General features: G+C 71.5%; 20 protein-coding genes. All 20 read right to left on the bottom strand.

Translation table 11 applies throughout. From position 1 onward, the window contains the following. Nucleotide 1: 1 nt before the first annotated feature. The 20 genes from ACFY1U_RS21235 to ACFY1U_RS21140 are packed head-to-tail and all read right to left on the bottom strand — an operon-like array spanning nucleotide 2 to nucleotide 25,967. Nucleotides 2–1,345, bottom strand: coding sequence for a glutamate-1-semialdehyde 2,1-aminomutase (locus ACFY1U_RS21235; RefSeq protein ID WP_390695666.1), 1,344 nt, complete (start codon nucleotides 1,343–1,345; stop codon nucleotides 2–4). After that, a complete protein-coding gene (rfbC, locus tag ACFY1U_RS21230) occupies nucleotides 1,342–1,902 on the bottom strand; it encodes a dTDP-4-dehydrorhamnose 3,5-epimerase (protein WP_390695665.1) in 561 nt (186 codons plus the stop codon). The genes ACFY1U_RS21235 and rfbC overlap by 4 nt, the downstream gene beginning before the upstream one ends. Continuing rightward, nucleotides 1,899–3,119, bottom strand: coding sequence for a polysaccharide pyruvyl transferase family protein (locus ACFY1U_RS21225; protein ID WP_390695664.1), 1,221 nt, complete (start codon nucleotides 3,117–3,119; stop codon nucleotides 1,899–1,901). The genes rfbC and ACFY1U_RS21225 overlap by 4 nt, the downstream gene beginning before the upstream one ends. Continuing rightward, nucleotides 3,116–4,063 (bottom strand): glycosyltransferase family 2 protein, encoded by a 948-nt coding sequence (locus ACFY1U_RS21220; protein WP_390695663.1) that lies wholly within the window; start codon nucleotides 4,061–4,063, stop codon nucleotides 3,116–3,118. The genes ACFY1U_RS21225 and ACFY1U_RS21220 overlap by 4 nt, the downstream gene beginning before the upstream one ends. After that, nucleotides 4,060–5,349 carry a hypothetical protein gene (locus tag ACFY1U_RS21215; RefSeq protein ID WP_390695662.1) on the bottom strand — a complete coding sequence of 430 codons (1,290 nt, stop codon included), beginning with the start codon at nucleotides 5,347–5,349 and terminating at the stop codon, nucleotides 4,060–4,062. Before ACFY1U_RS21215 ends, ACFY1U_RS21220 begins: the two co-directional genes overlap by 4 nt. Before the next feature lie 4 nt (nucleotides 5,350–5,353). Then, nucleotides 5,354–6,637, bottom strand: a complete 1,284-nt coding sequence (locus tag ACFY1U_RS21210; RefSeq protein ID WP_390695661.1) for a DUF4910 domain-containing protein — start codon at nucleotides 6,635–6,637, stop codon at nucleotides 5,354–5,356. Beyond that, complete coding sequence (locus tag ACFY1U_RS21205) at nucleotides 6,625–7,650, bottom strand: NAD-dependent epimerase/dehydratase family protein (RefSeq protein ID WP_390695660.1); 1,026 nt, start codon at nucleotides 7,648–7,650, stop codon at nucleotides 6,625–6,627. The genes ACFY1U_RS21210 and ACFY1U_RS21205 overlap by 13 nt, the downstream gene beginning before the upstream one ends. 3 nt (nucleotides 7,651–7,653) lie before the next feature. After that, the gene (locus ACFY1U_RS21200) at nucleotides 7,654–8,301 is read right to left on the bottom strand and encodes a PIG-L deacetylase family protein (protein WP_390695659.1); all 648 of its coding nucleotides are present in this window, start codon (nucleotides 8,299–8,301) and stop codon (nucleotides 7,654–7,656) included. Continuing rightward, complete coding sequence (locus tag ACFY1U_RS21195; protein ID WP_390695658.1) at nucleotides 8,298–9,092, bottom strand: glucose-1-phosphate cytidylyltransferase; 795 nt, start codon at nucleotides 9,090–9,092, stop codon at nucleotides 8,298–8,300. The genes ACFY1U_RS21200 and ACFY1U_RS21195 overlap by 4 nt, the downstream gene beginning before the upstream one ends. Then, nucleotides 9,089–10,348: a class I SAM-dependent methyltransferase gene (locus ACFY1U_RS21190; RefSeq protein WP_390695657.1), complete on the bottom strand. Its 1,260-nt coding sequence runs from the start codon at nucleotides 10,346–10,348 to the stop codon at nucleotides 9,089–9,091. The genes ACFY1U_RS21195 and ACFY1U_RS21190 overlap by 4 nt, the downstream gene beginning before the upstream one ends. After that, complete coding sequence (locus tag ACFY1U_RS21185) at nucleotides 10,345–11,589, bottom strand: glycosyltransferase (protein WP_390695656.1); 1,245 nt, start codon at nucleotides 11,587–11,589, stop codon at nucleotides 10,345–10,347. Before ACFY1U_RS21185 ends, ACFY1U_RS21190 begins: the two co-directional genes overlap by 4 nt. Before the next feature lie 2 nt (nucleotides 11,590–11,591). Further along, the gene (locus ACFY1U_RS21180) at nucleotides 11,592–12,872 is read right to left on the bottom strand and encodes an O-antigen ligase family protein (RefSeq protein WP_390695655.1); all 1,281 of its coding nucleotides are present in this window, start codon (nucleotides 12,870–12,872) and stop codon (nucleotides 11,592–11,594) included. Between the two features lies 1 nt (nucleotide 12,873). Next, a complete protein-coding gene (locus ACFY1U_RS21175; protein WP_390695654.1) occupies nucleotides 12,874–14,415 on the bottom strand; it encodes a right-handed parallel beta-helix repeat-containing protein in 1,542 nt (513 codons plus the stop codon). 8 nt (nucleotides 14,416–14,423) lie between these two features. After that, the gene (locus tag ACFY1U_RS21170; RefSeq protein WP_390695653.1) at nucleotides 14,424–16,382 is read right to left on the bottom strand and encodes an alginate lyase family protein; all 1,959 of its coding nucleotides are present in this window, start codon (nucleotides 16,380–16,382) and stop codon (nucleotides 14,424–14,426) included. Beyond that, nucleotides 16,379–18,559, bottom strand: a complete 2,181-nt coding sequence (locus tag ACFY1U_RS21165) for a bi-domain-containing oxidoreductase (protein ID WP_390695652.1) — start codon at nucleotides 18,557–18,559, stop codon at nucleotides 16,379–16,381. Before ACFY1U_RS21165 ends, ACFY1U_RS21170 begins: the two co-directional genes overlap by 4 nt. Before the next feature lie 17 nt (nucleotides 18,560–18,576). Beyond that, nucleotides 18,577–20,511: an asparagine synthase (glutamine-hydrolyzing) gene (asnB, locus tag ACFY1U_RS21160; RefSeq protein ID WP_390695651.1), complete on the bottom strand. Its 1,935-nt coding sequence runs from the start codon at nucleotides 20,509–20,511 to the stop codon at nucleotides 18,577–18,579. A 3-nt stretch (nucleotides 20,512–20,514) separates the two neighbouring features. Next, complete coding sequence (locus ACFY1U_RS21155; RefSeq protein ID WP_390695650.1) at nucleotides 20,515–22,032, bottom strand: Wzz/FepE/Etk N-terminal domain-containing protein; 1,518 nt, start codon at nucleotides 22,030–22,032, stop codon at nucleotides 20,515–20,517. Continuing rightward, the gene (locus ACFY1U_RS21150; protein ID WP_390695649.1) at nucleotides 22,029–23,399 is read right to left on the bottom strand and encodes a Wzz/FepE/Etk N-terminal domain-containing protein; all 1,371 of its coding nucleotides are present in this window, start codon (nucleotides 23,397–23,399) and stop codon (nucleotides 22,029–22,031) included. Before ACFY1U_RS21150 ends, ACFY1U_RS21155 begins: the two co-directional genes overlap by 4 nt. Then, complete coding sequence (locus tag ACFY1U_RS21145; RefSeq protein WP_390695648.1) at nucleotides 23,396–24,661, bottom strand: glycosyltransferase family 4 protein; 1,266 nt, start codon at nucleotides 24,659–24,661, stop codon at nucleotides 23,396–23,398. Before ACFY1U_RS21145 ends, ACFY1U_RS21150 begins: the two co-directional genes overlap by 4 nt. Further along, a complete protein-coding gene (locus tag ACFY1U_RS21140) occupies nucleotides 24,651–25,967 on the bottom strand; it encodes a nucleotide sugar dehydrogenase (protein ID WP_390695647.1) in 1,317 nt (438 codons plus the stop codon). Before ACFY1U_RS21140 ends, ACFY1U_RS21145 begins: the two co-directional genes overlap by 11 nt. Nucleotides 25,968–25,987: the final 20 nt, after the last annotated feature.

Here is a 25,987-nt window from a genome sequence, read left to right as displayed (position 1 = left end):
GTCACGCCAAGCGGCGGAACACCGGCTTCACCGGTCGTCCGGCCAGCCAGGGGGTGGGGTCACCGGCATCCAGTGCCTTCCGGTACACCGCGCATGCCTGGGCCACCACATCCACGGTGTGATCGATGTCCGCGTCGCTGAGCGCGCTGCTCACCACGAAGGACGGAGCCAGCACCCCGCCCTCCAGGAGCCGGCGCAGGAACAGGGTGCGGTACTCCTGCGACGGCTGACCGTTCTCGTCGAGGGTGGCGAAGACCAGGTTGCTGGCCCTGCCCCGGACGACGACATACTCGCCGACGCCCATGCCGGCCGCGGCCTCGCGGACACCGGCGGCCAGCCGTTCGCCGAGCGTGTGCAGCCGCGCGGTGACGCCCTCTTCGGTGTAGACGCTCTGCACGGCCATCGCGGCGGCCAGCGAGTGCGTTTCCGCACCGTGCGTCGTGGACAGCAGGAACACCCGCTCGCCCGAGTGGCGCAGCCCGCCCCGCTCCATCAGCTCGCGGCGACCGGCCAGCGCGGAGACGGCGAACCCGTTGCCCAGTGCCTTGCCGAAGGTGGAGAGATCGGGGACGACGCCGTACAGGCCCTGGGCGCCCGCCTCGGACCAGCGGAAGCCGGTGATCATCTCGTCGAAGATCAGCACGCAGCCGTGCCGGTCGGCCAGTTCGCGCAGGCCCTGGAGGTATCCGGGCGGCGGCTCGGTCTGGGTGGCGGCTTCGAGGATCAGGCAGGCGACCTCGTCCTGGTACCGGGTGAGCAGCTCCTCCGTGGCCGCCAGGTCACCGTAGGGGAAGGACACGGTGAGCTCGTTCGTCGCCGCCGGAATGCCGGCGGACATCGGCGTGGTGCCGATGAACCAGTCGTCGGTGGAGAAGAACGGATGGTCGGCGCAGAGGGCCACCCGCGGGCGGCCGGTGGCGGCGCGGGCCAGGCGTACCGCCGCGGTGGTGGCGTCGGAGCCGTTCTTCGCGAACTTCACCATCTCGGCGGTCGGCACCGTGGCCAGGAAGCGCTCCGCGGCTTCGACCTCCACCATGGACGGCCGGACGAAGTTGCTGCCGCGGTCGATCTCCCGCCGCACCGCCTCGGTCACCCGCGGGTGGGCGTGGCCGAGGCTGACCGAGCGCAGGCCGGAGCCGTACTCGATGTACCGGTTGCCGTCGACGTCCCAGACATGGGCGCCGCGGCCGTGACTGATGACCGGGGCCAGGTCCTCGGGGTACTGGTCGTCGCCCTTGGCATAGGTGTGGGCGCCTCCGGGGATCATGGCGTGCAGCCGCTCGTTCGCCGCCCGTGACCGGGGCAGGACGAACTTGGTGGTCTCCTCGGTGTGTTCGGTGGTCAACCGACTTCACCTTCCTTGTGCTTGAGGACCTCTGCGAGGCTCGGCGCCTCCCGGTCCCGCTGGGACATCGACGTGACCGGCAGCGGCCAGGGAATGGCGAGTTCGGGGTCGTCGAAGGCGATCGTCACGTCCTCGGACGGATCGTGCTGACGATCGATACGGTAAGAGGTGTCCGCGATTTCAGTAAGAGCCTGGAAGCCGTGTGCGCATCCCGCCGGGATGTACAGGGTCTTCTGCGTCTCGCCGGAGAGCTCGAAAGAGGCCCAGTTGCGGTAGGTCGGTGAGTCCGGGCGCAGGTCCACGACGACGTCGAAGATCTTCCCGTACGAGCAGCGCACCAGCTTGGCCTCGCCGGCGCCTGAGCGAAGGTGCAGGCCGCGCAGCACGCCCCCGACCGAGCGGGAGACGCTGTCCTGGACGAAGGCGTTCGGATCGAGGCCCACCGAGCGGACCACGTCGGCGTCGAAGGTGCGGCAGAAGAAGCCGCGTTCGTCGGCGTACGGAGTCGGCTCGAACAGGTACGCGCCGGCGATGTCCGGGACTTGGGTCGCTTTCATGGAGCCTTCCGCAGGGTGTGGGGCTGTTCGGCCGCCGGGAACAGGGCCGCGTTCAAGGCGGTGAACTGGTGCTCGAGTTGCCGCGCGGCCGCCTGGTTCCGCTCGGTGAGGACCTGCCGCAGCTCCGTCGACCGCTTCTCCAGCGTCCGGAACTGTTCGAGGAGCCGGTCGGCGTCGACCTCGCGGGCCGGATGGCAGAAGGCGCCCAGGCCCATGCGGTCCATGAGCGCGTCGCTCTTGGCCGCGTAGCTGAGGGCGAGCACCGGTGTGCCGGTCTTCAGCGCGCAGATCAGATTGTGATAGCGGACCGCGACCACGGTGTCCGCTGCCGCCATCTCCTTCATCAGGTCGGCCAGTGAGGCAGGCTCGGCGGCGGTGACCAGCGGCGAGTCCACCGCGTCGAGGATCGCCTCGACCACCGCCACATCGCACTGGTCGCCGGTCAGCAGCCGGATGGGCCTGCCCTCCTCGACCAGCGTGCGGACGAAGCGGATCGTCCCGTCGAGATAGCGCCGGTAGATCTCGTCGGCCCGATCGCGGTCGTCGTTTCCGCCGTGGAAGTCCATGACACCGAGGCAGACGGTGCCCGGCGCGCCCGAGGGCGCGCTCGTCTGCGGCGTCGGCAGGGAGAACGCGAGGTCCGGGTAGACCTCGTCGTGCGCGGTGTCCACGCCCATCGCGCGCATCGCGTCACGGCTCTGGGCGTCCCGGTACGACCGGTACGCGGCCAGCCGCGCCGACCAGCGCACCAGCGCCCGGGTGGGCCGGTTGCGGATCTCGGCGGCGCCGACGCTGACCAGTGCCACCCGGGTGCCGAGCAGCCGGCCGCTCGCGCAGAGCAGGAACAGCGAGTACGGGAAGCCCCAGGGCCGCAGCGGCAGGGTGGCCTCCAGGACGCCCATGCCCGGCACGATCACCACGTCGTGCCTGCGCACCCAGGCGGCGGTGCGGAAGACGTCGACGAGTTTGCCCAGTCCCTTCGACGCGATCGCGCCCGCACGTGACGCGGTCCGGTACTCCGCGCGGTTCCAGTGCAGCCGCGTGGCGGGGATCCCGAACCGGGTGGTCACGGCCTCGGGTCCGCCGCACAGTGCGTCCACGGCCGCGTCCGGGTGGTCGGTGCGCAGATATCCGAGGACGGCCTCGAGCGAGCCGTCGTTGCCGAGGTTGCCGGAGCCGAGGAGGCCGAACACCCCCACGCGTGGTGCCGTCTTCATGCCCGCCGCCCCTCGCGGCCCGCGACGAGGGCGTCGACGGAGACGCTGAGCGCGGCCGGGTCGACGGGGGCGCGGTCCTCGACGCGCTCGCCGGCGCCCGGCCGGACCCGGCTGGTCATCCAGGCTGCCATGTGGCGGTAGCATTCGCGCCGGTCGGCCGGGGACAGCGGTGCCCGCCGGATCGCCGCGCCGAAGCCCCAGATGTACTCGGCGAGCAGCCGGGGCGTCGGGTGCAGCGGGCCCGCACGGCGCGGGTCCAGGTTGACGCACCGGGCCCGCTTGGACGGGTTGGCCCGCTCGGCGCGGTTGGGGTGGTCGCGGCGGAAGTACAGCAGCTCCGGCACCTGGTGGAAGCGCCCGTGCAGGGTGATCTCGGCGACGAAGGTGCGGTCCGCGTGGTGGTAGCTGTCGAGGGGCTTGACCCGGCGCAGCATGTCGGCCCGCATCACCCCGTAGAAGTCGTCGCCGCCCGGCTCGAACAGCAGGCTGCGGAAGCGCTCCGGCGCGTGCGGCGAGTCGGTGGCGAGCGTGTACTCGTAGGGCACCTTCACCTGGCCGTCTCCGTCGATGACGGCCTGGTCGGCGTGGGCGAGGATGATGTCGGGCTGCTCGTCGAGGGCCTCGATGCAGCGCCGCAGCAGGTCGCGGGCGTACAAGTCGTCGTGCGAGGCCCACTTGAACAGCTCGCCGCGGCATTGGGTGAACACGTAGTTGTGGTTCGGTGTGGCGCCGACGTTCCTGAGCAGCCGGATGTACCGGATGCGGGAGTCCTGCGCCGCGTACTTGCGGCAGATGTCCTCGGTCCCGTCGGTCGAGGCGTTGTCGGAGATGACCAGCTCGAAGTCCTCGTAGGTCTGCCCGAGCAGGGCGTCGAGCGACTCGGCGAGGTACTCCTCGCCGTTGTACACGGGCAGGCCGATGCTCAGCCTGGGTTGGGCCGTCATGGGGTCCTCACTTCGGGAACGGAGTTGGGGTCGCGCTCGCGCAGGGCCGACCGCAGTTGCAGCCACCACACGGCCGAGCCGCTGAGGGTCGCGGCGGCGACACCCCAGGCCGAGCCGACCGTGCCGGCCAGGGCGGCGCCGCCGAGCCCGCCGCCGACGTAGCAGGCGGAGGCGAACAGCTGGCAGCGCAGGCTGCGCCGGGCCGCGCCGAGCGCGCGCAGCCCGGCCGCCGCGCCGGTGCCGAGACCCGCGCCCGCGACACTGAAGGTGATCGCCACGATGAGGTGCGAGGAGGAGTGCCAGACGTCGCCGAGCACGAGCCTGCCGAGCCGGTCCGGCACCAGCAGCAGGGCCCCGCCCCACAGGAGCGCGGCGCCGGCCTGCCCGCCGCCGAGCCGGAGGCAGAACGGGCCGAGGCGGTGCGGGGCCTGGCGCAGCACGCGTGCCGCCTCCGGGACGGTGACCAGCGACAGGCCCATCAGCACGGCGAGGAACGGGCCCATCAGAAGCTCGGCGCCCCGCACCGCACCCACCGCGCCGACCCCGACGATCGCGCCGAGCCCGTACGCCCGCAGCTGGCTGGCGCCGCTCAGGCTGACGTTCTCGACCAGGTACCGGTAGCCGAGATCGCGCTGTTCGCGCAGCCATCCGCGCGCCTCGGCCATCCGGGGCCGGATGCCGGACTGGAGGCAGCCGTAGGCGGCGGCCACGGCGGCGGACGCGCCCCAGGCGAGCACGAAGGCGGCCACGCTGCCCACATGGGCCGCGACGACCATGGCGGGGACGAGCGCGACCCCCCACACGACGTCGTTGACGAACGCCTTGCGCCCGTTGCCGGCGGCGAAGAACCCGAACCGCCAGGCGTCCTGCAGCAGCAGGCCCGGCATCATGACGCCGAGGCAGGCGAAGGCGGGCCCCAGCCGGCCGCCGAGACCGAGCCCGGCCACCAGGCACACCGCGCCTATGGCGGTGCCGACGCCGAGTGCGGTCCCCGTGGAGCGAGCCACCGCGCCGCGCCAGGACGCGTCCGGGACGCCGCTGAAGCGCACCACGAGCGGGTCGGTGGACAGGCCGCGGGAGACGTTGAGCACCACGCCGTAGGTCACCCAGGCCAGGCTGAACACGCCGAAGGCGGTCACCCCGAGCGAGCGGGCCACGTAGATGCCCACCGCGAAGTTGGACATGCTGGAGGCCGCCTGGTCGGCCAGCCCCCAGGACAGCCGGCCGACCAGGGCCCGCTTGGCGGACCCGGCCGGTCTGGTCGTCTTCTCCCCCTCGATGGTCATCGCGTCACGCCTTGATCAGTCCGGCGCCGTGCAGGGCGTCGGCCGCGGCGGCGACGGTGTCGAACGGCAGCCCGGACCGCTCGGCGACGTCCAGCAGACTGTGCTCGCCGTCGGAGAGGTTGAGCACCCAGAGCATGGCCATCTGGGCCTGCTTGGTGTCGCTGCGGCCGCCGAGCGCGTCGTACAACCCGCGCCGGCCCAGCTGCGGTTCGCCGTAGGGGCTGAGGTTGAGATAGCTCCGGTTGCGGTCCAGGACGGCGAACGCCTCGCGGCAGACCGCGAGGGTGTCCGCCATCGCCTCCGGGGAGACGAAGTCCGGGTTGTCCGCCGAGGTGTGGTACTCGGGATAACCGGCGTACGGGGTCCGGGTGAGCGAGCCCACGCCGAGGTTGAACCCGGGTGAGCAGTACTGCCGCTCGTCGTAGCCGTACGGAGTGAACTCGTTGACGCGGTGCGGCCGTTCGGATGCGGTCAGGACGTGCCGCATCACCCGGTCGATCTCCGCGTCGCCGCGTCTGCTCTGCTTGTACGTCAACTGGCCCCGGTCCCCGGCGCAGGCCAGCACGACGCCGTGCTTGACCCGCTCCACCCGCTCGGCGTTGCGGGCCAGCCAGGTGATCGCCCCGATGGTGCCGGGCGCGAAGATGAACCGGTAGGTGTAGTACGGCGTTTCCTCCGCGAGCGCCCGGGCCAGGAACGTCGCCACCGCGATGCCGGCCAGGTTGTCATTGGCCAGCGAGGGGTGGCAGACGTGGCAGGAGACGATCACCTCGTCGGAGACCTGCCCCGGGACCACGTGCTCGGCGTAGGTGAGGTGGCCGTCGGCGAGCGTGGAGTCGATGCGGACCTCGTACTCGCCGTCCGGCATCGCGTCCAGGGTCTCCTGGGCCAGGCAGAATCCCCATTCCGGCTTGTAGTAGCTGGTGCGGTACGGCACCCAGCTCGGGTGGTCCGGCAGGGTGTGCAGGTGTTCCCGCAGTTCGGCCAGCGGCATGGTCGCCGACACAGGGACGCTGTAGCCGAGCACGTGCAGGCTGGACGCGGCGAAGTCGACGATCCGGTTCCCGGCGCTGTCGGCGATGTACGCGTCGCGGATGTTCCACTCCTGCGGCACCGTCCAGTCGAGCACCTGCGTCCCGGTCGGCACTTCGTGCACCTGCAGCGGCAGGTACTCGCCGACGATGTCCAGGGTGGCGCGGACACCGTCGCCGGTGATGCTCCGGCACAGCGGGTACATCCGCTCCACCAGGGCGTGCATCTCTTCGCCGGGAAGGGTCATCGGCGCCACCGCAGGGTGTCGTCGACGGTGCCCGCCTCGGACGCCGCGCGCAGCACGGCGAGCCGGGTGAAGCGCTGGTCGAAGTCCTCCTTGGTCAGCCCGAACTTCCGGTAGGCGTCGGCGAGTTCGAGCGCGCCGCGCTTGACCGACCACTCGATGTCGAAGCCGGGGATCGCGGCGCGGAACCGGGCGAAGTCCACCCGGTAGGAGCGCGGGTCGGCCCCGTTCTCCCCGGTGATCCGCACCTTCGCGCCGGGCACCGCCTCGGCGACCTGCTCGGCGATCTCGGCGACCGTGACGTTGTTGGTCTCGCTGCCGATGTTGAACGCCCGGTCGTGGACCGCTTCGCGCGGCGCGGTCAGCGCGGCCGTGAAGGCCCGCGCGATGTCGGCGGCGTGCACCAGCGGCCGCCAGGGGGTGCCGTCGGAGAGCACCAGGACCTCGCCGGACAGCAGCGCGTGGCCCACCAGGTTGTTCAGGACGATGTCGGCGCGCAGCCGGGGCGAGTAGCCGAAGGCGGTGGCGTTGCGCATGTACACCGGGGTGAAGTCGTCGTCGGCCAGCGCGTGCAGGTCGTCCTCCACGCGGACCTTGGACTCCGCGTACGGCGTCACGGGGCGCAGCGGGGCGTCCTCGCCCACCAGGTCGTCGCCGCCTGCGGCGCCGTAGACCGAGCAGGTGGACGCGTACAGGAAGCGCCGCACTCCGGCCTCGCGGGCCAGCCGGGCCAGCCGTACGGAGGCGTGGTGGTTGATGTCGTAGGTGAGCTGCGGGGCCAGCGAGCCCAGCGGGTCGTTGGACAGGGCGGCCAGGTGGATCACGGCGTCCACGCCGGCCACGTGTTCGGCCGTGACGTCGCGCAGGTCGACCCGGTGTCCCTGCGGGTCGGCGGGTGTCTGACCGAGGACGGAGTCGGCGAACAGGCCGGAGTCGAGGCCGACGACCTCGTGTCCGGCGGCGGCGAGGACCGGGGCCATCACGGTGCCCAGGTATCCCTGGTGTCCGGTCAGGAGTACGCGCATGGTTCAACCCCCCAGGTTGAGCGTGAGTTTGGTGACGGCGAACGCCTCGGCGTATCGCTCGTGGCATTCGATGCCGCGGATCCGTGCAAGCCCGAGGAAGGCCTCGCGGTCGTACCAGGGCCGGTGGCGCTGTGAGGCGTAGTGCTCCTGCAGCAGCCGCACCTTTTCTTCGGCGATCTCCGGCGACAGCGGCTGGTAGGCGGCCATGCGGCCGAGGTCGCCGTCCCATTTGACGATCTCGTAGCCGAGGACCAGGTGGTCGCGGAAGGCGGTGGGTATCAGCTGGGCCAGGCCGCGGTGGTCCTGGTGGGCGTCGTCGGTGCGCGGGGCGAGGATGAGATCCGGGTCGGTCTGCGCGCGCAGTTCCTCGACCGCGGCCTTGGCCTCGTCCCAGTGCACGGGCAGCCGGCCGTCCGGCAGTTTGTGCACGGTCAGCCGCAGGTCGGCGCCCGGGCAGAAGGCGGCCAGCGCGGCCTGCTCCTCCTGCTCGCGCTCGCTACCGCCGCCGGAGAGCACCAGCGCGTCGACGCGGAGGCCCGGCCGGGCGTGGCACAGCGTCAGCAGGGTGCCGCCGGCCCCGATGGCGATGTCGTCGCAGTGCGCGCCCACGGCGACGATCCGGTCCAGGCGCCCGGCTTCGAGGCGGATCACGCGTGCACCCCGGCGTTGTCGTGTTCCCACACGGCCCACGGACGGTCGCCCCGGGCGTACGCCTCGTCGAGCGCGGCCCGCTCCTTGACGGTGTCGGTCGGCTTCCAGAAACCGCGGTGCTGGTGCGCTACCAGGCGGCCCCGCTTGGCCAGTTGGGCACATCCGTCGGCGACCAGATCGCCGTTCTCCGGGATGTGGTCGAAGACCTCCTGGCGGAGCACGAAGTAGCCGCCGTTCTCCCACAGCGGCATGTCGCTCACCGCGGTGATGCCGCCCACCAGGCCGTCCTCGCCCAGGTCCACGCAGTGGAAGGAGGACTGGGGCGGCACCACCATCATCGACGCGCCGGCGTCGCGCCGGGCGAAGTTGTCGATCATGTCCGGCAGCGGGGCGTCGGTGAGGACGTCGGCGTAGTTGGCGAGGAACATCTCGTCGCCGTCCAGGTGGTGGCGCACCCGGCGCAGCCGCTCGCCGATCGGCGACTCGATGCCGGTCTGTGCGAACGTGATGGTCCAGTCGGCGATGTCGGTGGACAGCAGCTCGGTCTTCCCGCCCCGCAGCACGAAGTCGTTGGACGTCGTCTCCTCGTAGTTGAGGAAGAAGTCCTTGATGTGGTGGGCGCCGTAGCCGAGGCACAGGATGAACTCCTTGTGCCCGAAGTGCGCGTAGTAGCGCATGACGTGCCAGATCAGCGGCCTGGGGCCGACCATCGCCATGGGCTTGGGCACGTCGTCGGAGGTTCCGTTGCGCATCCGCATCCCGTAACCGCCGCAGAACAGAACGACCTTCATGCTGTGACCTCTTCCGACGCGGCCTCGACGATGCTCAGTTCCGGGATGGGAAAGACCAGCCGGCCGCCCCACTCGTGCACGTAGGACAGCTGCTCGGTCAGCTCGGCCCGCAGGTTCCACGGGAGGACGAGGACGTAGTCCGGTTTGTCGATGGCGATCTGCTCGGGCGCGAGGATCGGGATGCGGGTGCCCGGGGTGAACCTGCCGTGCTTGTACGGGTTGCGGTCGACCGTGTACGCGAGCAGGTCGGGCCGGATGCCGCAGTGGTTGAGCAGGGTGTTGCCCTTGCCGGGGGCGCCGTAGCCGACGACCGTCTGGCCGCGCTCGGCCGCCTCGATGAGGAACTTGAGGAGGTCCCGGCGCACCTTGGCCACCCGGGCGGAGAACTCGGTGTAGCCGGACAGCTCCTGGAGCCCGGCGGCCTTCTCGCGGGCCAGTACGTCGGCCACCCGCTCGCTCGGTTCGCCGGCCGCATCGGCGGGGCGGGCCCACAGCCGGATGGAGCCGCCGTGCGTGGGCAGCAACTCGACGTCCACGAGCGCGAGTCCGCCGCTCGCCAGCGCCTGGATCGCGGAGGCGACCGTGTAGTACTGGAAGTGCTCGTGGTAGATCGTGTCGTACTGGTTGTCCTCGATCAGGGTCAGCAGGTGCTGCACCTCGATGGAGACCCAGCCGTCGTCGGCGACGAGGGCGCGCAGCCCCTGGGTGAAGCCGACCACGTCGGGGATGTGCGCGTACACGTTGTTGGCCACGACGAGGTTCGCCGGGCCGTGCTCGGCGCGGACGGCCGCGCCGGTCTGAGGGCTCAGGAACTCCGTGAGCGTGGGCACGCCCTTGTCCCGTGCCGCCGCGCCGACGTTCACCGACGGCTCGATGCCCAGGCAGCGGATCCCGCGGTCCACCACGTGCTTCAGCAGGTACCCGTCGTTGCTCGCGACCTCGACCACGAAGGCGTCGGAGCCTTCGGTGCCGAGCCCCACCCGCTGCACCGCGTCGGCGACGAACGTCCGGGCGTGCTCCACCCAGGAGGTCGAGTACGAGGAGAAGTACGCGTACTCCTTGAAGGTCTCCTCCGGCGTGATCAGCGGCGGGATCTGCGCCAGCCAGCAGTCGGTGCAGACCCGCAGGTGCAGCGGGTACGCCGGTTCCGGCTGGTCGAGTTGGTCCGCGGCGAGAAAGCTCTCGCACGGTGGCGTCGCCCCGAGGTCGACGACGCTCGCCGTCGCCTCCGAGCCGCACAGTCGGCATCGTGTCATCTGCTGTTCCCATCCCCCCTGCTCGCGCGGGTGTCCCCGCCGCGAGTCTGTGCTGACCGCCCCGCGATCGCGGTGCGGTACTCATCAACCAGACGGTCGAGGCCGACCGCCGGGCTGAAACCCTGTTCGTACCGGAGCCGGGCCGCTCGGCCCATCTCCCGGTTGTGGCCCGGCTCGGCCGCGATGCGGCGTATGCAGGACGCGAGCGAGGCGGACTCCCCCGGCTTGTGCAGCAGCCCGGTCACGCCCTCCTCGACGAGTTCGACGAAGGCGCCGTGCCCGGCCGCGACGACCGGGACCCCCGCCGCCATCGCCTCCACGACCACCAGGCCGAACGCCTCCAGCCAGGTCGAGGGAGCCACCACGGCGACGGACTGCGCGATGGCCTTCTGGCACTCCGCCGTGTCGTACAGGCCGACGTAGCGCACGTCGTCCCGGCCCGCCGCCCAGGCGGTCACCTCCGCCTCCAGCGGCCCGGTGCCGGCGATCACCAGCGGCACGCCCACACAGCCGCTCGCCGCGAGTTCGTCCCACGCGGCCATCAGCAGCCGTACGCCCTTGGCCTCCGCGAGCCGGCCGAGATAGAGCAGATGCTCGCCCTCGCCCGCTCGGCGTTCGCCCGGGTCGGGCACGAAGTTGTGCTTCACCGCCAGCCGCTCGGCCGGCATGCCGGCCCGCACCAGGGTGTCGCGCTGCGCCGCGGAGATGCAGAAGAACCGCTCCACGCCGGACCACCAGCGCCGCCGGTTGGCCGACATGCTGACCGCGAGCGGCACCGTGGCCAGGCGGGAGCCCCGGTAGCAGCCGTGCCGGACGGCGGGCAGCGGCACTGCCGTTCCGACGCACTCGGTGCACGGCCGGCCGTCCCGCTGCAGGGTGCCGGGCGGGCAGACCTGGGTGTAGTTGTGCAGGGTGGCCACGGCGGGCACGCCGGCGTCGGCGCAGGCGGCGAGGACCGCGGGCGACAGGAGCGGGAAGACGTTGTGGACGTGCACCACGTCGGGCCGCTCATTGCGCAGCTTGGCGGCGAGCTCCGTGCGCACCGCCGGGTTCCACGGCACGAGCAGCGGCACCGCGACCTTGCCCAGCAGGGAGCGGGCGGCGATGTCGTCGCTGCGCCGCTCGAACACCTCGACCCGGTGGCCGGCCGCGCGCAGCAGCTCCACCTCCTGGTCGACGACCTTGTTCTCGCCGCTCGGCTGCGCCGAGGCGTAGCGGTTGTGCACCACGAGGATGTGCATGCTCAGGTCGCCTCCGATCGGCGGGCCCAGCGCGGGATGCGCTGTCGAGGGACTTCCGGCATCACAAGCCGGGGGACTGCGGGCGTCGCGAGGACGGTGGCCTGGGCCGGCGCCACCAGCAGTGAGGCGGCCAGGGCCAGATGCAGCAGATACGGCGACGCGTCACCGAGACCGGCCTCGGTGTACGAGGCCATCGCGCAGTAGCTGATCAGGAAGATCGCGCAGGCCCGCTGCAGCGACGGGGGCCGCAGCAGCGCGACGCCGCCCAGCACGACGATGATCACCGCGACGAGGGTCACGCCGATCAGGCCCTGCTCGTTGTAGACGGCCAGCCAGCTGTTGTCGATCGGCAGCCCGCCGAACGACTTGTCGCCGAGGCCCACGCCGAACAGCTGCTCCGAGGTCGAGCGGGGCGCGGCCAGCAGGGCGTCCCAGACCTTGGCCCGGCCGGTGAGGCTGGAGAAGTTCTCCTTGCTCTGTCCGCGCAGGAACCACGACTGGAGCATGGAGGCGAACCCCACCGCGGCGACCGTGGCCAACACCACCGTCCAGCTGAAGAAGCGGCGCGCGGCGGCGCTGGTCAGCAGGAGCGAGCCGATCGCCAGCACCAGCCCGACGATCAGACCGAGCGTGGCCGTACGGGTATGGGTGAGCGCGAGCAGGACGAGGGACGGCACGATGATGATCGCCGCGCTCTTCTTGTCGGTCCGGCGGCCCAGCAGGAGCAGCACGGTGAGCCCGATGATCACCGCGGCGTACTGTCCGATCTGCGGCGGGGTGAGCGGCCAGAGCGCGCCGACCAGGCGCCCGCCGTAGAGGTCGGGCAGGGCCGCGCCCGGTGAGACGGCGAGGCCCGCGGCCACCGATCCGAGCACCGCGAAGTACATCCGGATGTGGTGCCGGACGAACGTCAGGCCGCCGTCCCACCAGCGGGTGACCAGCCACAGGGTGCCGACGAAGAGAGTCAGCCGGAAGCAGCGGAACAGCGCGCCGAAACCGGACTCCAGGTGCGCGCTGGAGATCACGCTCGAGACCAGCAGCAGGGTGAGCAGGAGCACGTAGGCGCTGGGCCGGATCCGCAGCCGGAGGTTGACCGCGAGCGCCAGGGTGAAGGCGGTGACCAGGGCGCCCATCGTGACCATCTGGATGAGGGAGCGGGGCAGCGGGACGATGGTCTTCGCCCCGGCGGAGCCCAGCGTGTTGAGGACCAGCAGCCCCCAGACGATCCCGATGATCCTCGGTGTGCCGGCGGGGCGCGGTTCGGCGCCGGAGAGCGTACTCATCTCAACCACCGGCCTGTGCGCTGAAGGTGCTGCCCGCGTCCTGCTGGTAGGGCACGCCCTGCCAGCTCTGGAAGTCGAGCACCTTGCTGGGATCGTGGACGACGAAGGCCCACGGCCCGACGTAGACGTTGTCGTGCCAGCGGTTGTGCTGCTTGAGGGTGATCGCGTCGGCCACCGTCTCGCCCTTGTAGGGCGACCAGTCCGGATAGGTGCCGTAGTTGGACAGCACCGCCATGCGGTCGCACTTCGTCGTGCACTTGAGGACGGACTTGTCCAGCACGAAGCGGTTGTCGTGGATGTCCACCCGCTGGGTCTTCCACCGGCAGTCGGCGTAGAGCGGTGCCCTGGTGATCGTCGACTTCGTGCAACGGCTGGTCTTCTTCACCAGCAAGGTGCAGTCGCCGGAGGAGGTGTTGGCCGGGCTGTTGCAGAACCGGTCGGCGTTCTCCCACAGGGTGATCCCGGACCAGTTGTTCTCCAGCAGGTTGCCGTAGATCTCGATCTTGTTCGTGCGGGCTTTGACCCGTGGTTCGCCGCCGGACTCGGACAGGTAGACGGTTGCGAACGGGAAGGTGTCGCCGCGGCCTGCTGCCTTGCGGCCCTCGACCCAGTTGTTCCGCCGGATCGTGTTGTTGCGGATGACCGCGTTGTAGCTGGTCTCGTAGATCAGCGCGGCACCGTCGTTGGCCTCCAGCACGTTGTCCTCGATGCGGAAGTCGTTGTTGTTGGTGTCCGCCCACAACCCGGTTCCGCGGTTGTCGTGCACCCAGTTGCCGCGTACGTCGGCGCCGTCGACGGCCCAGAACTTGATGCCGCCGGTGCAGCCGCAGCCCTGCTGGCGCCGCTCCCAGTCGCCGGTGTTGTTGCCCACGATCTCGTTGCCCTCGACCACCAGGCCGCTGATACGGCCGCTGCCCTTGTAGGCGTTCATGCCGTACTGGCCGTTGGCGCGCAGGCAGTTGCCGCGGACCTGCTGACGGGCTCCGGCCATCAGCCCGGCCCCCAGGTTGTTCTGGATCGTCGAGTGCTCGATCACCCATCCGTCGGCCGAGTCGTGGTTGACCACGCCCTCGTTCTGCGGCGGCACGAAGCCCTGCACGGTCAGGTAGCCGATGGTGACGCCCTCGGCGGTGCCGGCGAACGCGTACTGGTTGATCTTCCGGCCGTCGAGCACCGCGCCGGGCGCACCGAGGTAGTGGTCCCCCTTCTTGGGGATGACCTGGGCATAGCGGTCGGGGTCGAGCCGGTGTTTGCCCGGTCGCAGCCAGAACGTGGTGCCTGGGGGGTTGTCCTTGGTCTTCGCCGCCAGGTCACCGACCTTCGCGGGGTCGACCGTCACCGCGCCCGCCGGCGCCTTCGCCGGCCCGGCCTCGGGCTTGGCGCACACCCGGGCCACGGCCGTGGACCGCGCCCCGGACATGGTGGGCGCGGCGGTCGTCGCCTTCGCCTCGGCGGGCTGTGTGCTGTCGCAGCCGGTCAACGCGAGCAGGGCCAGCGTCAGCGGTGCCGCCGCCCACGCCCAGTGCCGCCTCTTGATCCCCACGTGCCCCCCTAGCCGTGGAACCTGAGCACGGTGGTGAAGCCCTCCGTGCCGTCGGTGAAGCCGGTGCCGACGAGGGTGGTGGCGGGTTCCTTGCGCCCGAATCCGGCGGAGTACCAGCCCAGCGGCGGATCGGTCTCGCCGCGATGCGCCTGCCAGGACAGCTGCCCTGGCAGGTCGAGCACCGCAAAGCGGTCCTCGCCGTCCCGGGTCCAGGTGAGTTCGGCCCGGTTGTCCACCAGGTCCGCGGTGATCGCCGGGCCGAGGTGGAAGGCCAGCCGCACGGCCCCACCGGGGCCGCGCACCTCGTCGAGCACCCTCAACTCCCGGCTTTCGGCGGTGAGTTCCACCTGGCGGCGGTGCACCGACCCCTGATAACCGTCGTGCTCCGCACTCCAGCGGGCCGTCCCCTCCCCGGACGGGTCCGCGACCAGCACGCGGCTCTCGGCATGCCGCGTCCACAGGAACGGGCCGCCGGAGACGGACTGGTCGGCGCCGTCCAGCTCGAGGGTGTTGTGGCCGAGGGTCGAGCGGAAGTACTGCCGCCACTCGGGCTGCCCGTGGTAGCAGTACGTCCCCGGGTCGGCGAGCACGTCGACGCCGTCGTGGCGGACCTCCACGGACAGTGCGTCCGCGTGGGCGTGCGCGGCGATGGACAGGAAGCCGTGCGGGCCGCCGTCGCAGCGGCACCAGATCTCCTCCGGGCCGCGCAGGATGGTCATGCCCGCGTCCGCGAAGTGGCCCGGCCTGCTGTCCTGGCGGGACACGGCCGGTCCGCTTCCGTTTTTCGCGTACGGCCGGATGAGCGCGGCCAGCAGTGGGGTGCGCACATCGGTGCCGGTCACCGTCGGCCACCAGTCGAGCCGGCCGAACACCGCCTCCCCGGTGGACAGCAGCGAGCCCCAGCGGTCGGTGCCCTCGCCGTCCAGGATCAGACCGTGCCCGTCGTCCGCGTCGCCCTGGCGCGGCGGCCGCAGCCGGTTGTCCACGACGGCGGCGAGCGCGTCGGTCATCCGCAGCAGGACGAGCCGGACGGTCGCGGGGACCGGCACGCCTGCGGCATCGGCCTCGGCCACGGCGGCAAGGCCGAGCTCCAGCACCAGGCCGTGGTACTCGGAGGCCAGTTCACGGTTGAGGCCGGAGAGGAAGGTGTTGCTGCGCAGATGCCGGTCGAGCGAGCGCAGGGCGTCGGCCCGCCAGCGCTCCGAGGCGGGGAACCATCCGAACGCGCAGGCCGCGGCGAACTGCCCGGCGGCCTCGGCGATGACGTGGTTGTTCGCCGACGATCCCCGGCTGGGGAAGGCGGCCAGCCAGCGCTGGTGGTGCCAGATCTGGTTCAGCGCCACCGGGTTGTCCTCGAACAGCCCGGCCGCGCCCGACCAGCCCTCCAGCAGCCGGCGCACCCACACCCAGGACAGCAGCCGGATGCCCAGCTCGATGCCGCTGATCCAATGGACCCCGCGCAGCGGCGGGTTGGCCTCCCACCACGACCGCAGATGCGCTGACACGCGCTCGGCGTACCGCTCGTCCCCGGTGATCGCGTAGGCGGCGGCGAGCTGGGTGAGGTGATGGTGCCGGGACAGCTCCCAGATCTGCTTGATGTCCCCGACCGCGTCCTCGCTGCGGTACGGCACGTCGAAGGCGTAGCCCGACGGGGCGCGGCGCCCGGTCTTCGGGTCGTACCACCAGTCCGGGTCGACGAGGTCGTCGCGGGCCACCCCGAAGTACTCGACGTGCCCCTCCATCAGCCGGTCCGCCTCGGCGACGAGGCGTTTCGCGGCGTCCGACGGCACCGCGGCGATCGCCTCGGCGGGCAGCACCGCGGTGAACCGGGCCCCGGTCACGCTCGGGCAGGCCGGCGGCGCGGACCGCCACCGCCGACGGCGCACCGTGTCGCCCACCCGGCCCGCGACCTCCTGCGGTCCCATCCGGGACAGCCGTCGCAGGTACCAGCCCGCGCTCATCGTCATCGTGCGTTCTCCAACGTCACCGGCGCGCCGCCGGCCAGGCCGGCCTGCACGGCGAGGGTGGCCGCGGTGGTGGCGACCAGCGACTGAAGCGGCACCGGCATCGGCCCGCCCGTCCGCACGGCCTTGATGAACGCGGCGAGTTCGGCGTTCTGGCCCTTGTCCCGGGCCTTGGGCAGGCGCGAGCTGACCCACTTCTTACGGCCGTAGACCGAGGCGCGAACGAAGTCGTCCAGCCGCAGCACCTTGCCGTCGGCGACCAGGTCCAGCGTCTCCTTGGGGAAGCCGGCCGCGCCGGTGGTGACGTAGCTGATGGTGGCGGTGGACCCGTCCGGGTAGCGCAGCACGACCTGCAGGTCCTCGTTGCCGGAGGGGGCGACCGCGTAGACGGAGACCGGGTCGGCGTCGAGCAGCCAGCTCGCCGTGTCGATGAAGTGGCCGCCCTCCCCGGCGAACCGCGAGCCCTCGGTGCCCTGCTGGAGGTACCAGCTGCCGTGCTGCAGCCGGCCCGCGTTGACCAGGTAGCGCAGGCTCGCCGGGCCGGTGCGGGCACCGAACTGCTTCCTGGCCTCCTGCAGCAGCGGCGCGAAGCGGCGGTTGAAGCCGACCTGCAGCCGGTCGTTGCCGGACTCCTCCACCGCCGCGAGCACACCGGCCAGCTCGTCCTCGGTGAGCGCCAGCGGCTTCTCCACGAAGACGGTCTTGCCCGCCAGCAGTGCCTTGCGGGTCAGGTCGGCGTGCGAGCTGTGCCGGGTGACCATGAAGACGGCGTCGATGGACTTGTCGCCGAGCACGGCGTCGAGGTCGGTGGTCGCCTCGGTGAAGCCGAACTTCCGCTGCGCGTTGGCCGCGGAGAGCGCCGTCGTGGTGACGACGGTCGACAACTCGACGCCCTCGCGCTGCGTGAGGTGCGGCAGCAGCATCGACGTCGCGTAGTTCCCTGCGCCGACGAACGCCAGCTTCACCGGCGTGCTGGCGGGGCGGGCCGGACTCGGCTGCACGGTCACCGCGGGCACGGCCACCGCCGGGGCCTTCGTCTCCTCCGCTTCCCCTGCCGGTTCCGGGTAGCGGAACAGCGCGGTGATGGCCTTCAGCTCGCCGTCCTTCAGGCGCTGATAGGTCTCGACGGCGTCGTCGAAGTCGGCGACGTGGGAGATCAGCGGCTCCACGTCGACCTTGCCGCGGGCGGCGAGGTCGAGGAAGCAGGCCAGGTTGCGGCGCTCGGTCCAGCGGACGTAGCCGATCGGGTAGTCGCGGCCCTCCAGCTCGTACTCCGGGTCGTAGCGCCCGGGGCCGTACGAGCGGGAGAAGCGGACGTCGAGTTCCTTCTCGTAGTACGCGTTCCACGGCAGGTCCAGGCGGCACTTGCCGATGTCGACGACCCGGCCGCGGTCCCGGGCCAGCTTGGCGGCCAGCTCGACGGGCTGGTTGCTGCCACCGCCGGCGGCCAGGTACACCTGGTCCACGCCGTGACCGTCGGTGAGTTCGGCGACGGCGTTCTCCACGGCGGCGGAGGCCGGGTCGCCGCAGGCCGCGGCGCCCAGGCGCTCGGCGAGCTCGCAGCGCGCCGGGTCGGGGTCGGCGCCGACGACGCGGACTCCCGCGGCGGCCAGGAGCTGCACGACCAGCTGCCCGATCAGCCCGAGACCGATGACCAGGGCCACTTCGCCGAGCTGCGGCTCGCCCTGGCGGACGCCCTGCATCGCGATCGACCCGACGGTGCCGAACGCGGCGTGCTGCGGCGCGAGGCCGTCCGGCACCGGGACGTAGAGGTTCTTCGGCACCCAGTTGAGCTCGGCGTGCAGCGCGTGCTCGTTGCCGGCGCAGGCCACGAGGTCGCCGACCTTCACGTCGTCGACGCCGGCGCCGACCTGCTCGACCACCCCGCACAGCGAATAGCCCAGCGGCGTGTAGGAGTCCAGCTTGCCCATCACCTTGCGGTAGGTGGCGGGCACCCCGTTGGTGGCCACGCTCTGCATGACCTTGGCCACCTGGTCCGGGCGGGAGCGGGCCTTGCCCAGCATCGACATGCCGGCCTCGGACACCTTCATCATCTCGGTGCCGGTGGAGATCAGCGAGTAGGCGCTGCGGACCAGCACCCCGCCCGGCTTGCACCCCGGCACCGGAACGTCGAGCACCGCCAGCTCGCCGCTCTTGTAGTTCTGTACAACCTGCTTCACTCGAACTCCCCTGATTCCTAAGCCGTTTGCCGAGTGCTCTGGCGGGACCCAGAGGTCGCGTCGCGATACCAGTACTCGAGGGTCAGCACATGCCACAGATGCTTGGAGAAGTCCTGCTGCCCGGCCGCGTCCTCGGCGACCATCCGCTGCAGTGCGTCGCGGCGCAGGATCCCGGAACGGACGAGCTCGCCGTCGTTGACCACCTCGCGCACCAGCGGTGCCAGGTCCCGGCTCATCCAGGCCCGTAGCGGGGCGCTGAACAGGCCCTTGGGCCGGTAGACGATCTCCTGGGGCAGGATCGAGGTGGCCGCCTCCTTCAGGACCGCCTTGCCCTGCCGTCCGGCGATCTTGCGGTCGCCGGGGATGGCGAACGCCGCCTTGACCACCTCGACGTCCACGTACGGCGTCCGTACCTCGGTCGAGGCGGCCATGCTGGAGCGGTCCGTGTACGTGAGGTTCAGGCCCGGCAGGAACATCCGGGCGTCGGTCAGGCACATCCGGTTGACGAAGTCGTCGAGGTCGTTGTCCTGGTAGACGTCCGCGTGCTCGGTCAGTACGTCGTCGACCGTGCCGGCCAGGTCCGGGTCGAGCAGGGCGAGCAGCTCGGCCTGGTCGTACATGGTGTAGCTGCGCCGGAAGGCGGTCTCCTCCGGCAGCTCGGCGAAGGACAGGAACCGCTTGGCGAAGCGCACGGACCTGAACCCCCGGCGGGAGGTGGCGACCGGCAGCCGGTCCACGGCCGCGGACACCCCGCGCCGCAGGGGCCGCGGGACGCGCTGGTAGCGCAGCGCGATCAGGTTGGCCAGGTGCTTGCGGTACCCGGCGAACAGCTCGTCGGCGCCCATCCCGGAGAGCATCACCTTGACCCCGGCCTCCCGTGCGGCCGTGCAGATCAGGTAGGTGTTGATCGCGGCGGGGTCGCCGATCGGCTCGTCGAGGTGGTAGGTCATCTCCGGCAGCAGGTCCAGCACGTTCGGGGCGATCTCGATCTCGTGCAGGTCGACGCCGAACCGCTGGGCCACCTGCCGGGCGTAGCGCAGGTCGTCCGGCATCGCCTCGAACTTGGCGTCCTCGGCGCGGAACCCGATCGTGTAGGCGGAGATGCCCGGTTGGTGGCGGGCCGCCAGCGCGGTCAGGTAGCTGGAGTCGAGGCCGCCGGAGAGGAAGGTGGCCACGGGTACGTCGGAGAGCAGGTGACGCCGGGTCGACTCCTCGACGACGGCGGCCAGGTCGGGCTGGTCTCCGGCCCGGGCCCGCTCCCGGCCCTCGGCGGCGACCTCCTTCAGGTCCCAGAACCGGCCGCGCTCCACCCGGCCGTCGGGCCGGCAGCGCAGCCAGCTGCCCGGCGGCAGCTTCTCAGCCTCGCGGAACGCGCACCGCGAGTCCGGCACCCAGTAATAGAGGAGTGAGGCCACCAGTGCCGCGTGGTCCACCTCCAGCTTGCCGCCGGTGGCGGCGGCGAGCGCCTTGAGCTCGGAGGCGAACACCAGGCCCTCGCCGCGCCGCAGCAGGAACAGCGGCTTGATGCCCAACTGGTCGCGGACCAGGACCAGTTCACCGGTGCGCTCGTCGAAGATCCCGAACGCGAACATGCCGCGCAGCCGGGGCAGGCAGTCCGTGCCCCAGCGCCGCCAGGCCTCGAGCAGCACCTCGGTGTCGGAGGTGCCGCGGAAGCGCACCCCGGCCGCCTCCAGCTCGGCGCGCAGCTCGGGCGCGTTGTACAGCTCGCCGTTGTACGTCAGGGCGAGGCCGTCCGAGACCATCGGCTGGGCGCCGGTCTCGGTCAGGTCGATGATGGAGAGGCGGCGGTGCCCGAGGTGCACCTCGCCGTCACCGACGGGGTGGCCGTAGCGGCCCGCCCCGTCCGGGCCGCGGTGGGCGAGGGTCTCGGTGAGCCGGTCGGTCACGACCTTTCCGTCCGGCCAGCGGTACGTGCCTGCGATGCCACACATGTGCTACCGCCCGTCCTGGTCGTTGCCCGGGATGCGTGCGGCCCAGATCGGCTGCCGCTCCGTCCGCGGCTGGTTGGTGCCGTTCTGCCGGGCCGGCCGCTCGGCGCGGCCGCGCAGCGCGGTGTGCAGCCCGTCCCACAGGGTCCCGTCGGTACGGTCGCGCGGATCGGGGTCGATCAGCACCACACCGATCACCGGGATGCGCTGGTCCGCGAGCTGCCGTGCCACGGTGTGCAGCCAGGCCGCGCTGCCGTGTCCGGCCCGTACGACGAGCACGGTCTGGGTGCCGAGGTGGCGCAGGTCGGTCCACGCCGTGCCGGGCGCCACCGAGCCGACGCCGATGCGGCGCTCCTGAGGTGACAGGGTCGCGGCACGCTCGCCGCTGACCACGGGCGGATCTCCCGGCTTCTTGCGCCCTTCGAGCTGCCCGCCGGGCAGATCGTCGACGACGGTCACCGGGCCCTGTGCCGCCAGGGCCCTGGCGAGGTCCAGGGCGATCACGCTCGTGCTGCGCGCGCAGCCCAGTTCCAGCAGCGACACCGGTTCCGCGGAGTCACCGGTGGTGCGGGCCAGGGTCGCGGTGAGCCGTTCACGGGTCACCCGGGTGCGTCGGCGCCGCCACAGCTTGCCCGAGCGGCGGGGCAGCTCCGCGATGACCGAGGCGCCCAGGTTCGCCGCGATGTCCCGGCGCAGCACGGGGCGGTCCGCCACCACGGTGCCGACCGCGGCGATGGCAAGCCCGAGGACGAGCCCGAGGATCCCCCCGACGGCGGCGTCGGTGACCAGGGCCTTGGGCAGGGAGTGGGGCACCGTGCGCGGTGCGTCCACGATCTGCGTGCCGGCGATGACCTGGGGCGTGCCGGTGCGGGCGTCCGCGGCGCGCTGGTCGAAGTCGGAGATGCGCGAGTTGAGTTCGGCCCGGCGGGCGAAGAGCGACTCGATGCCGGCCGACGCCTTCGGGTCGCTGTCCGGCGACCGGTTTCCGATCTCCTGGTTGACCTGGGCGAGTTCGACCCGCATGCGGTCGCGCTGGTCGAGCAGGGCCTTGGCCTCGGCCTGTGCGGTGTCCTTCATCCGCCGTACATGGTCGGCGATGAACGAGTCGGCCAGTGCCTTGGCGCGGGCCACCGCCTGTGCGTCGCTGTCGCCTGTCACGGTGATCTGCAGCAGGTTGTTGGTCAGACCGGCACCCTGGTAGTCCTTCATGAAGTCCTCTGCCTTCACCGGGGACTTCAGGGCCTGCAGGGCCTTGTCGGCGATCTGGGTGGTCTGCAGCAGCTGGACGTCGGTGCGGATCAGGGTTCCGGTGTCGTTCGGCTGGTCCTCCGCGTGCGTGACCAGCACCTTGGTCACCGCGGTCGGCGGCGGCGGCATCAGGACCGCCACCGCGGCGCCCGCCAGCAGGCCGAGCAGCGCCATGGCCGTCCACAGTCGGCGGCGCCTGCGCACCGCCACCACCAGCGCCTGCAGGTCGATGAGCGGGGTGGCGGCCGACGACTCCGTGGTCGTGCTTGTCGTCACGCTGAACCTCCCGTTGCGTGGCCGGGCACGGCGAGAGCCAGCGTGGCGTCGTCCGGAAGCGGGCCGGCGGACCTGGTGGGGCGGGCCTGGACCAGGTCGGCGACGACGATGCCGACCACCTCGTGCCTGCCGTCCGCGCACGCCTCCGCGATGCCGACGAGTTCTTCCGCGGTCCAGCTGTCTGCGCTGAGGACCACCACGGCGCCGGACTCGTTGTCGCGGTCCGGGACCACCGGCCGGTCCACCGAGACCTCCACCATCCGCAGCATCGGACCGCTTCTGGCCTCGGCGACGAGCTGTCCTGCGGCCCGGCGGGCGATCTCGTCGCCCTCCGGTACGACGAGCAACAGCCGCTGGGCGGAGGGCAGCCGCTCCTTCAGACGGGCACACACCCGCCGGTAGCGGAGCCGTCGGCCGGCCTCGTCGCCGGACTTCTGCGGGGCCGGTACGTTCCACGGGGTGTCGGCGCCGAGGAGTCGGCGGATCCGGACTCGTGAGCCCCCGCCTTCGGGCCGGTGCGCGCGCCGTTCACCGGCCACGTCGACGGTGCCCAGCAGCGTCGAACCCAGCGCCGCGGCGATCTCCGGTTCGGTGCGCAGCCGGCGGTTCATCCGGGCGGCGACCAGATGGCCGATGACCGCGAGCAGGAAGAACAGCAGCGCTCCGCCGACGATGAGCTGCATCCTCGTCGGCGCGGCCTCCCCGGTCGGCGGGGCGGCGGGCCCCATGACCACCATGCCTGCCTTGTTGGTCGCCGGGTTGGCCTCGTCCACCTTCTTCATGGCCCCCTCCAGCGAGGTGCGCAGGTTCTCGAGCGCTGTGCGGGCCTGCACGCTCTCCACCGTCTGACCGGGATCGGCCGCCTTGGCCAGGTCGCTGATGCGGCGGTTGGTCTCCTCGACCTTCTTGCGCAGCGCGTCGTTCGCGGTGGTGGTGGCGGAGTCCGTGCCGCTGCCCGCGATCTGCGCGGTGTACTGCACGAATTGCTGAGCCACCTGGTCGGCGAGCTGCTGCGCGCGCTTGGGGGTGTCGGCCGTACCCGCGATCGTGATGATGTTCCCGTCCGCGGCCTTGGCGCTCACTTGTTTCCGCAGGTCGGTGCTGCTGACGCCGGACCAGTGCAGAGCGTCGGCCGCGCGGTCGACCACTGCCGAACTGGTCGCGAGGTCCACCTGGGTGAGCAGCTCGCGCTCCTCCCACAGTCCCGGCAGCAGCACCGGTGCCGACGCCGTGTAACGCGGTGGGAACACCACGACCGAGGCGCCGAAGCCGACCAGCGCGCCCACGACGGCGAGGACGGCGAGCAGCCGCCAGCGCCGACGGAATATCCGCCCGATGGTGACCAGGCGTATCGTGTCCTCGCTCAACTGCGCTGCCTCTTCCCTGTCCGGACCGGCTCGACAGCCGGCACCGGGGTGTGGTCACGGCAGGCGGCGGCATAGGCGGCGAGCAGCGACGCTTGTGAGTTCTCCCAGGAGAGCGGCCCGCTGATCCGCTCCTGGCCGATCTTGCCCATGCGGGCCCGCTTGTCCGGATCGTCCATCAACTCGGCGACGAGCTCGGCGAACCGGGCCTCGTCGTTGGCGGGTGCGTAGACGGCGGCGTCACCGGCGGAGACGCGCGCCTCCTTCAGCTCGAAGGAGACGATCGGCCGGCCCATCGCCATGTACTCGAGGACCTTGTTCATCGTCGACACGTCGTTGAGCGGATTGCGCGGGTCGGGAGACAGGCACACGTCCGCGGTGGACAGGTAGCGCACCAGGTCCGCGTCCGGAATGCGCCCGGTGAACTGCACCTGCTCGGTGAGACCGAGCTTCCTGGACAGCCCCACCATCGCGTCGAAGGCGTCGCCGGAGCCGACGAACACCGCATGCCAGTCGGTCCGGCCGAGCTCGTCCCGCAGCTTCGCCAGGGCCCGCAGGGCGTAGTCGACGCCGTCCTGAGGGCCCATGACACCGAGGTAGCACAGCAGATGAGGCTTGCCGCGCTTCAACTCCGGCTCGGGCGGCACCGGTTGGAAGCGCTCGATGGCGGGCGCGCTGCGCACCACGAAGACGTCCTCCGGGCGCTTGCCGCCACGGCGTACCGCGACGTCCCGGTAGCTCTCGTTCGTGGCGAGGACGATGTCCGCCGCCCGGTAGGTCCGCCGTTCCAGCGCGCACACACCGCGGTAGAGCAGGTCCTTGCCGCGGTCGAACCGGGACAGGTACAGCTCGGGCACCAGGTCGTGCTGGTCGAAGACGAACCGCGCGCCGCGCCGCTTGAGCCACAGGGCCGGCAGGAACAGCAGGTCGGGCGGGTTGCAGGCGTGGACCACGTCGACCGGGCCGACCTTGCGGGCCAGCCGGGCCGTGTGCCACAGCGCCGATCCGTACTCCTTCAGATAGCCGGCCGGTCCTCCGGTGGCCGCGCGCAGCGGGTAGCGGTGGATCCGCACCCCGTCGATCACGGCCTCCGGCTCCGTGTCGCGCTTGGTGCCCTGCGGACAGATGACGTCCACCGTCCAGCCCGCGTCGCGCAGCGTCGTGCACTCCTGCCACACCCGCCGGTCGAAGGGCACCGACAGGTTCTCCACCAGGATCAGGGCGCGTCGCCCCGATCCCTCACCGCTGATTGCATTACCAAGCAAGGCCCACGTACCCCGGTTCGGCCCGGCGCTCGTCGGCGTCGGGAAGGTGGATGAGGTCGACGATCACCGGGGTGTTCCCATGGGGCAGCACCGACAGCACAGCCGGGTCCCTGGTGCCGACCAGGCACACTTCGGCATGGTCGAGCACCTCCTCGACGGACTCCGCGAGCAGCTGCGCGAGGTGCGGCAGCCGGTTCTCGATGTACTCGCGGTTCGCGCCGAGCAGCCGGGACAGGCTCACATTGGCGTCGTAGATCTTGAGTTCGTACCCCTTGCCGAAGAGGCGCTCCGCCAGCTCGACGAGCGGGCTCTCGCGGAGGTCGTCGGTGCCGGGTTTGAAGGACAGCCCGAACATTCCCACCCGGCGCTTGCCGGTGCGCTCGACCAGGTCCACCGCACGCTGCAGATGGTCGGCGTTGGAGGGCAGCACATGGGAGAGGATGGGCACCGAGACGTCGGCCCGCTGCGCCGCGTGCACCAGGCTGCGCAGGTCCTTGGGCAGGCAGGAGCCGCCGAAGGCGAAGCCGGGCCGCAGATAGGCGGGGCTGATGTTCAGCTTGCGGTCGGCCAGGAACACGTCCATCACCTGGTGCGAGTCCACCCCGAGCGCCTGGCACACCGCGCCCAGCTCGTTCGCGAAGCCGATCTTCAGGCCGTGGAAGGCGTTGTCCGCGTACTTGATCGCCTCGGCCGTGGGGACCGGCACCCGGAACACCTCGCCGGGCAGGCCCTCGTACAGCGCGATCACCGCGTCGCCGCTGGCCGGGTCGAGCTCGCCGACGACGGTCTTGGGCGGGTCGAAGAAGTCCCGCACGCTGGTGCCCTCGCGCAGGAACTCCGGGTTGACGGCGACCCCGACGTCCACCCCGACCGTGCCGCCGAGGTTCTTCTCCAGGATCGGCACCAGCAGGTTCAGGCAGGTGCCCGGGAGCATGGTGCTGCGGAACACGACGGTGTGCCGCCCGCCGCGCTCGGCCAGCGCTGCGCCGATCTCCTCGGTGACCCGCTCCAAGTACGTGGTGCACAGGCTGCCGTTGGGCTCCGACGGCGTGCCGACGCAGACGAGCGAGATCTCGCTGTCCATGATGGCTTCGCGGACGTCGGCGGTGGCGCGCAGGGCCCCGGTCCGCACGACGTCGGCGATGAGCTCGCCGATCCGCTCCTCGACCACCGGGGCCTTGCCGTCGTTGACCAGGTCGACCTTCACCTGGTTGACGTCCACGCCGATGACCTCGTGCCCCATGCCGGCCAGGCACGCGGCCGATACGCAGCCCACGTAGCCGAGCCCGAAAACGCTGACTCTCATGACCCGTTCCTCCCCCCACG

Source organism: Streptomyces sp. NPDC001351 (assembly GCF_042896045.1).
Classification (GTDB): Bacteria; Actinomycetota; Actinomycetes; order Streptomycetales; family Streptomycetaceae; genus Streptomyces.
The sequence above is the reverse complement of the archived record's forward strand: the minus strand, read 5'-3'. Positions and strand labels throughout refer to the sequence as shown.

What these genes read in the sequence shown, in the direction of transcription:
- asnB (WP_390695651.1), bottom strand. Translation starts at nt 20,511, where the DNA reads ATGTGTGGCATCGCAGGCACGTACCGCTGGCCGGACGGAAAGGTCGTG.
- ACFY1U_RS21225 (WP_390695664.1), bottom strand. Translation starts at nt 3,119, where the DNA reads ATGAAGACGGCACCACGCGTGGGGGTGTTCGGCCTCCTCGGCTCCGGC.
- ACFY1U_RS21140 (WP_390695647.1), bottom strand. Translation starts at nt 25,967, where the DNA reads ATGAGAGTCAGCGTTTTCGGGCTCGGCTACGTGGGCTGCGTATCGGCC.
- ACFY1U_RS21190 (WP_390695657.1), bottom strand. Translation starts at nt 10,348, where the DNA reads ATGACACGATGCCGACTGTGCGGCTCGGAGGCGACGGCGAGCGTCGTC.
- ACFY1U_RS21170 (WP_390695653.1), bottom strand. Translation starts at nt 16,382, where the DNA reads ATGACGATGAGCGCGGGCTGGTACCTGCGACGGCTGTCCCGGATGGGA.
- ACFY1U_RS21180 (WP_390695655.1), bottom strand. Translation starts at nt 12,872, where the DNA reads ATGAGTACGCTCTCCGGCGCCGAACCGCGCCCCGCCGGCACACCGAGG.
- ACFY1U_RS21215 (WP_390695662.1), bottom strand. Translation starts at nt 5,349, where the DNA reads ATGACCATCGAGGGGGAGAAGACGACCAGACCGGCCGGGTCCGCCAAG.
- ACFY1U_RS21185 (WP_390695656.1), bottom strand. Translation starts at nt 11,589, where the DNA reads ATGCACATCCTCGTGGTGCACAACCGCTACGCCTCGGCGCAGCCGAGC.
- ACFY1U_RS21205 (WP_390695660.1), bottom strand. Translation starts at nt 7,650, where the DNA reads ATGCGCGTACTCCTGACCGGACACCAGGGATACCTGGGCACCGTGATG.
- ACFY1U_RS21220 (WP_390695663.1), bottom strand. Translation starts at nt 4,063, where the DNA reads ATGACGGCCCAACCCAGGCTGAGCATCGGCCTGCCCGTGTACAACGGC.
- rfbC (WP_390695665.1), bottom strand. Translation starts at nt 1,902, where the DNA reads ATGAAAGCGACCCAAGTCCCGGACATCGCCGGCGCGTACCTGTTCGAG.
- ACFY1U_RS21195 (WP_390695658.1), bottom strand. Translation starts at nt 9,092, where the DNA reads ATGAAGGTCGTTCTGTTCTGCGGCGGTTACGGGATGCGGATGCGCAAC.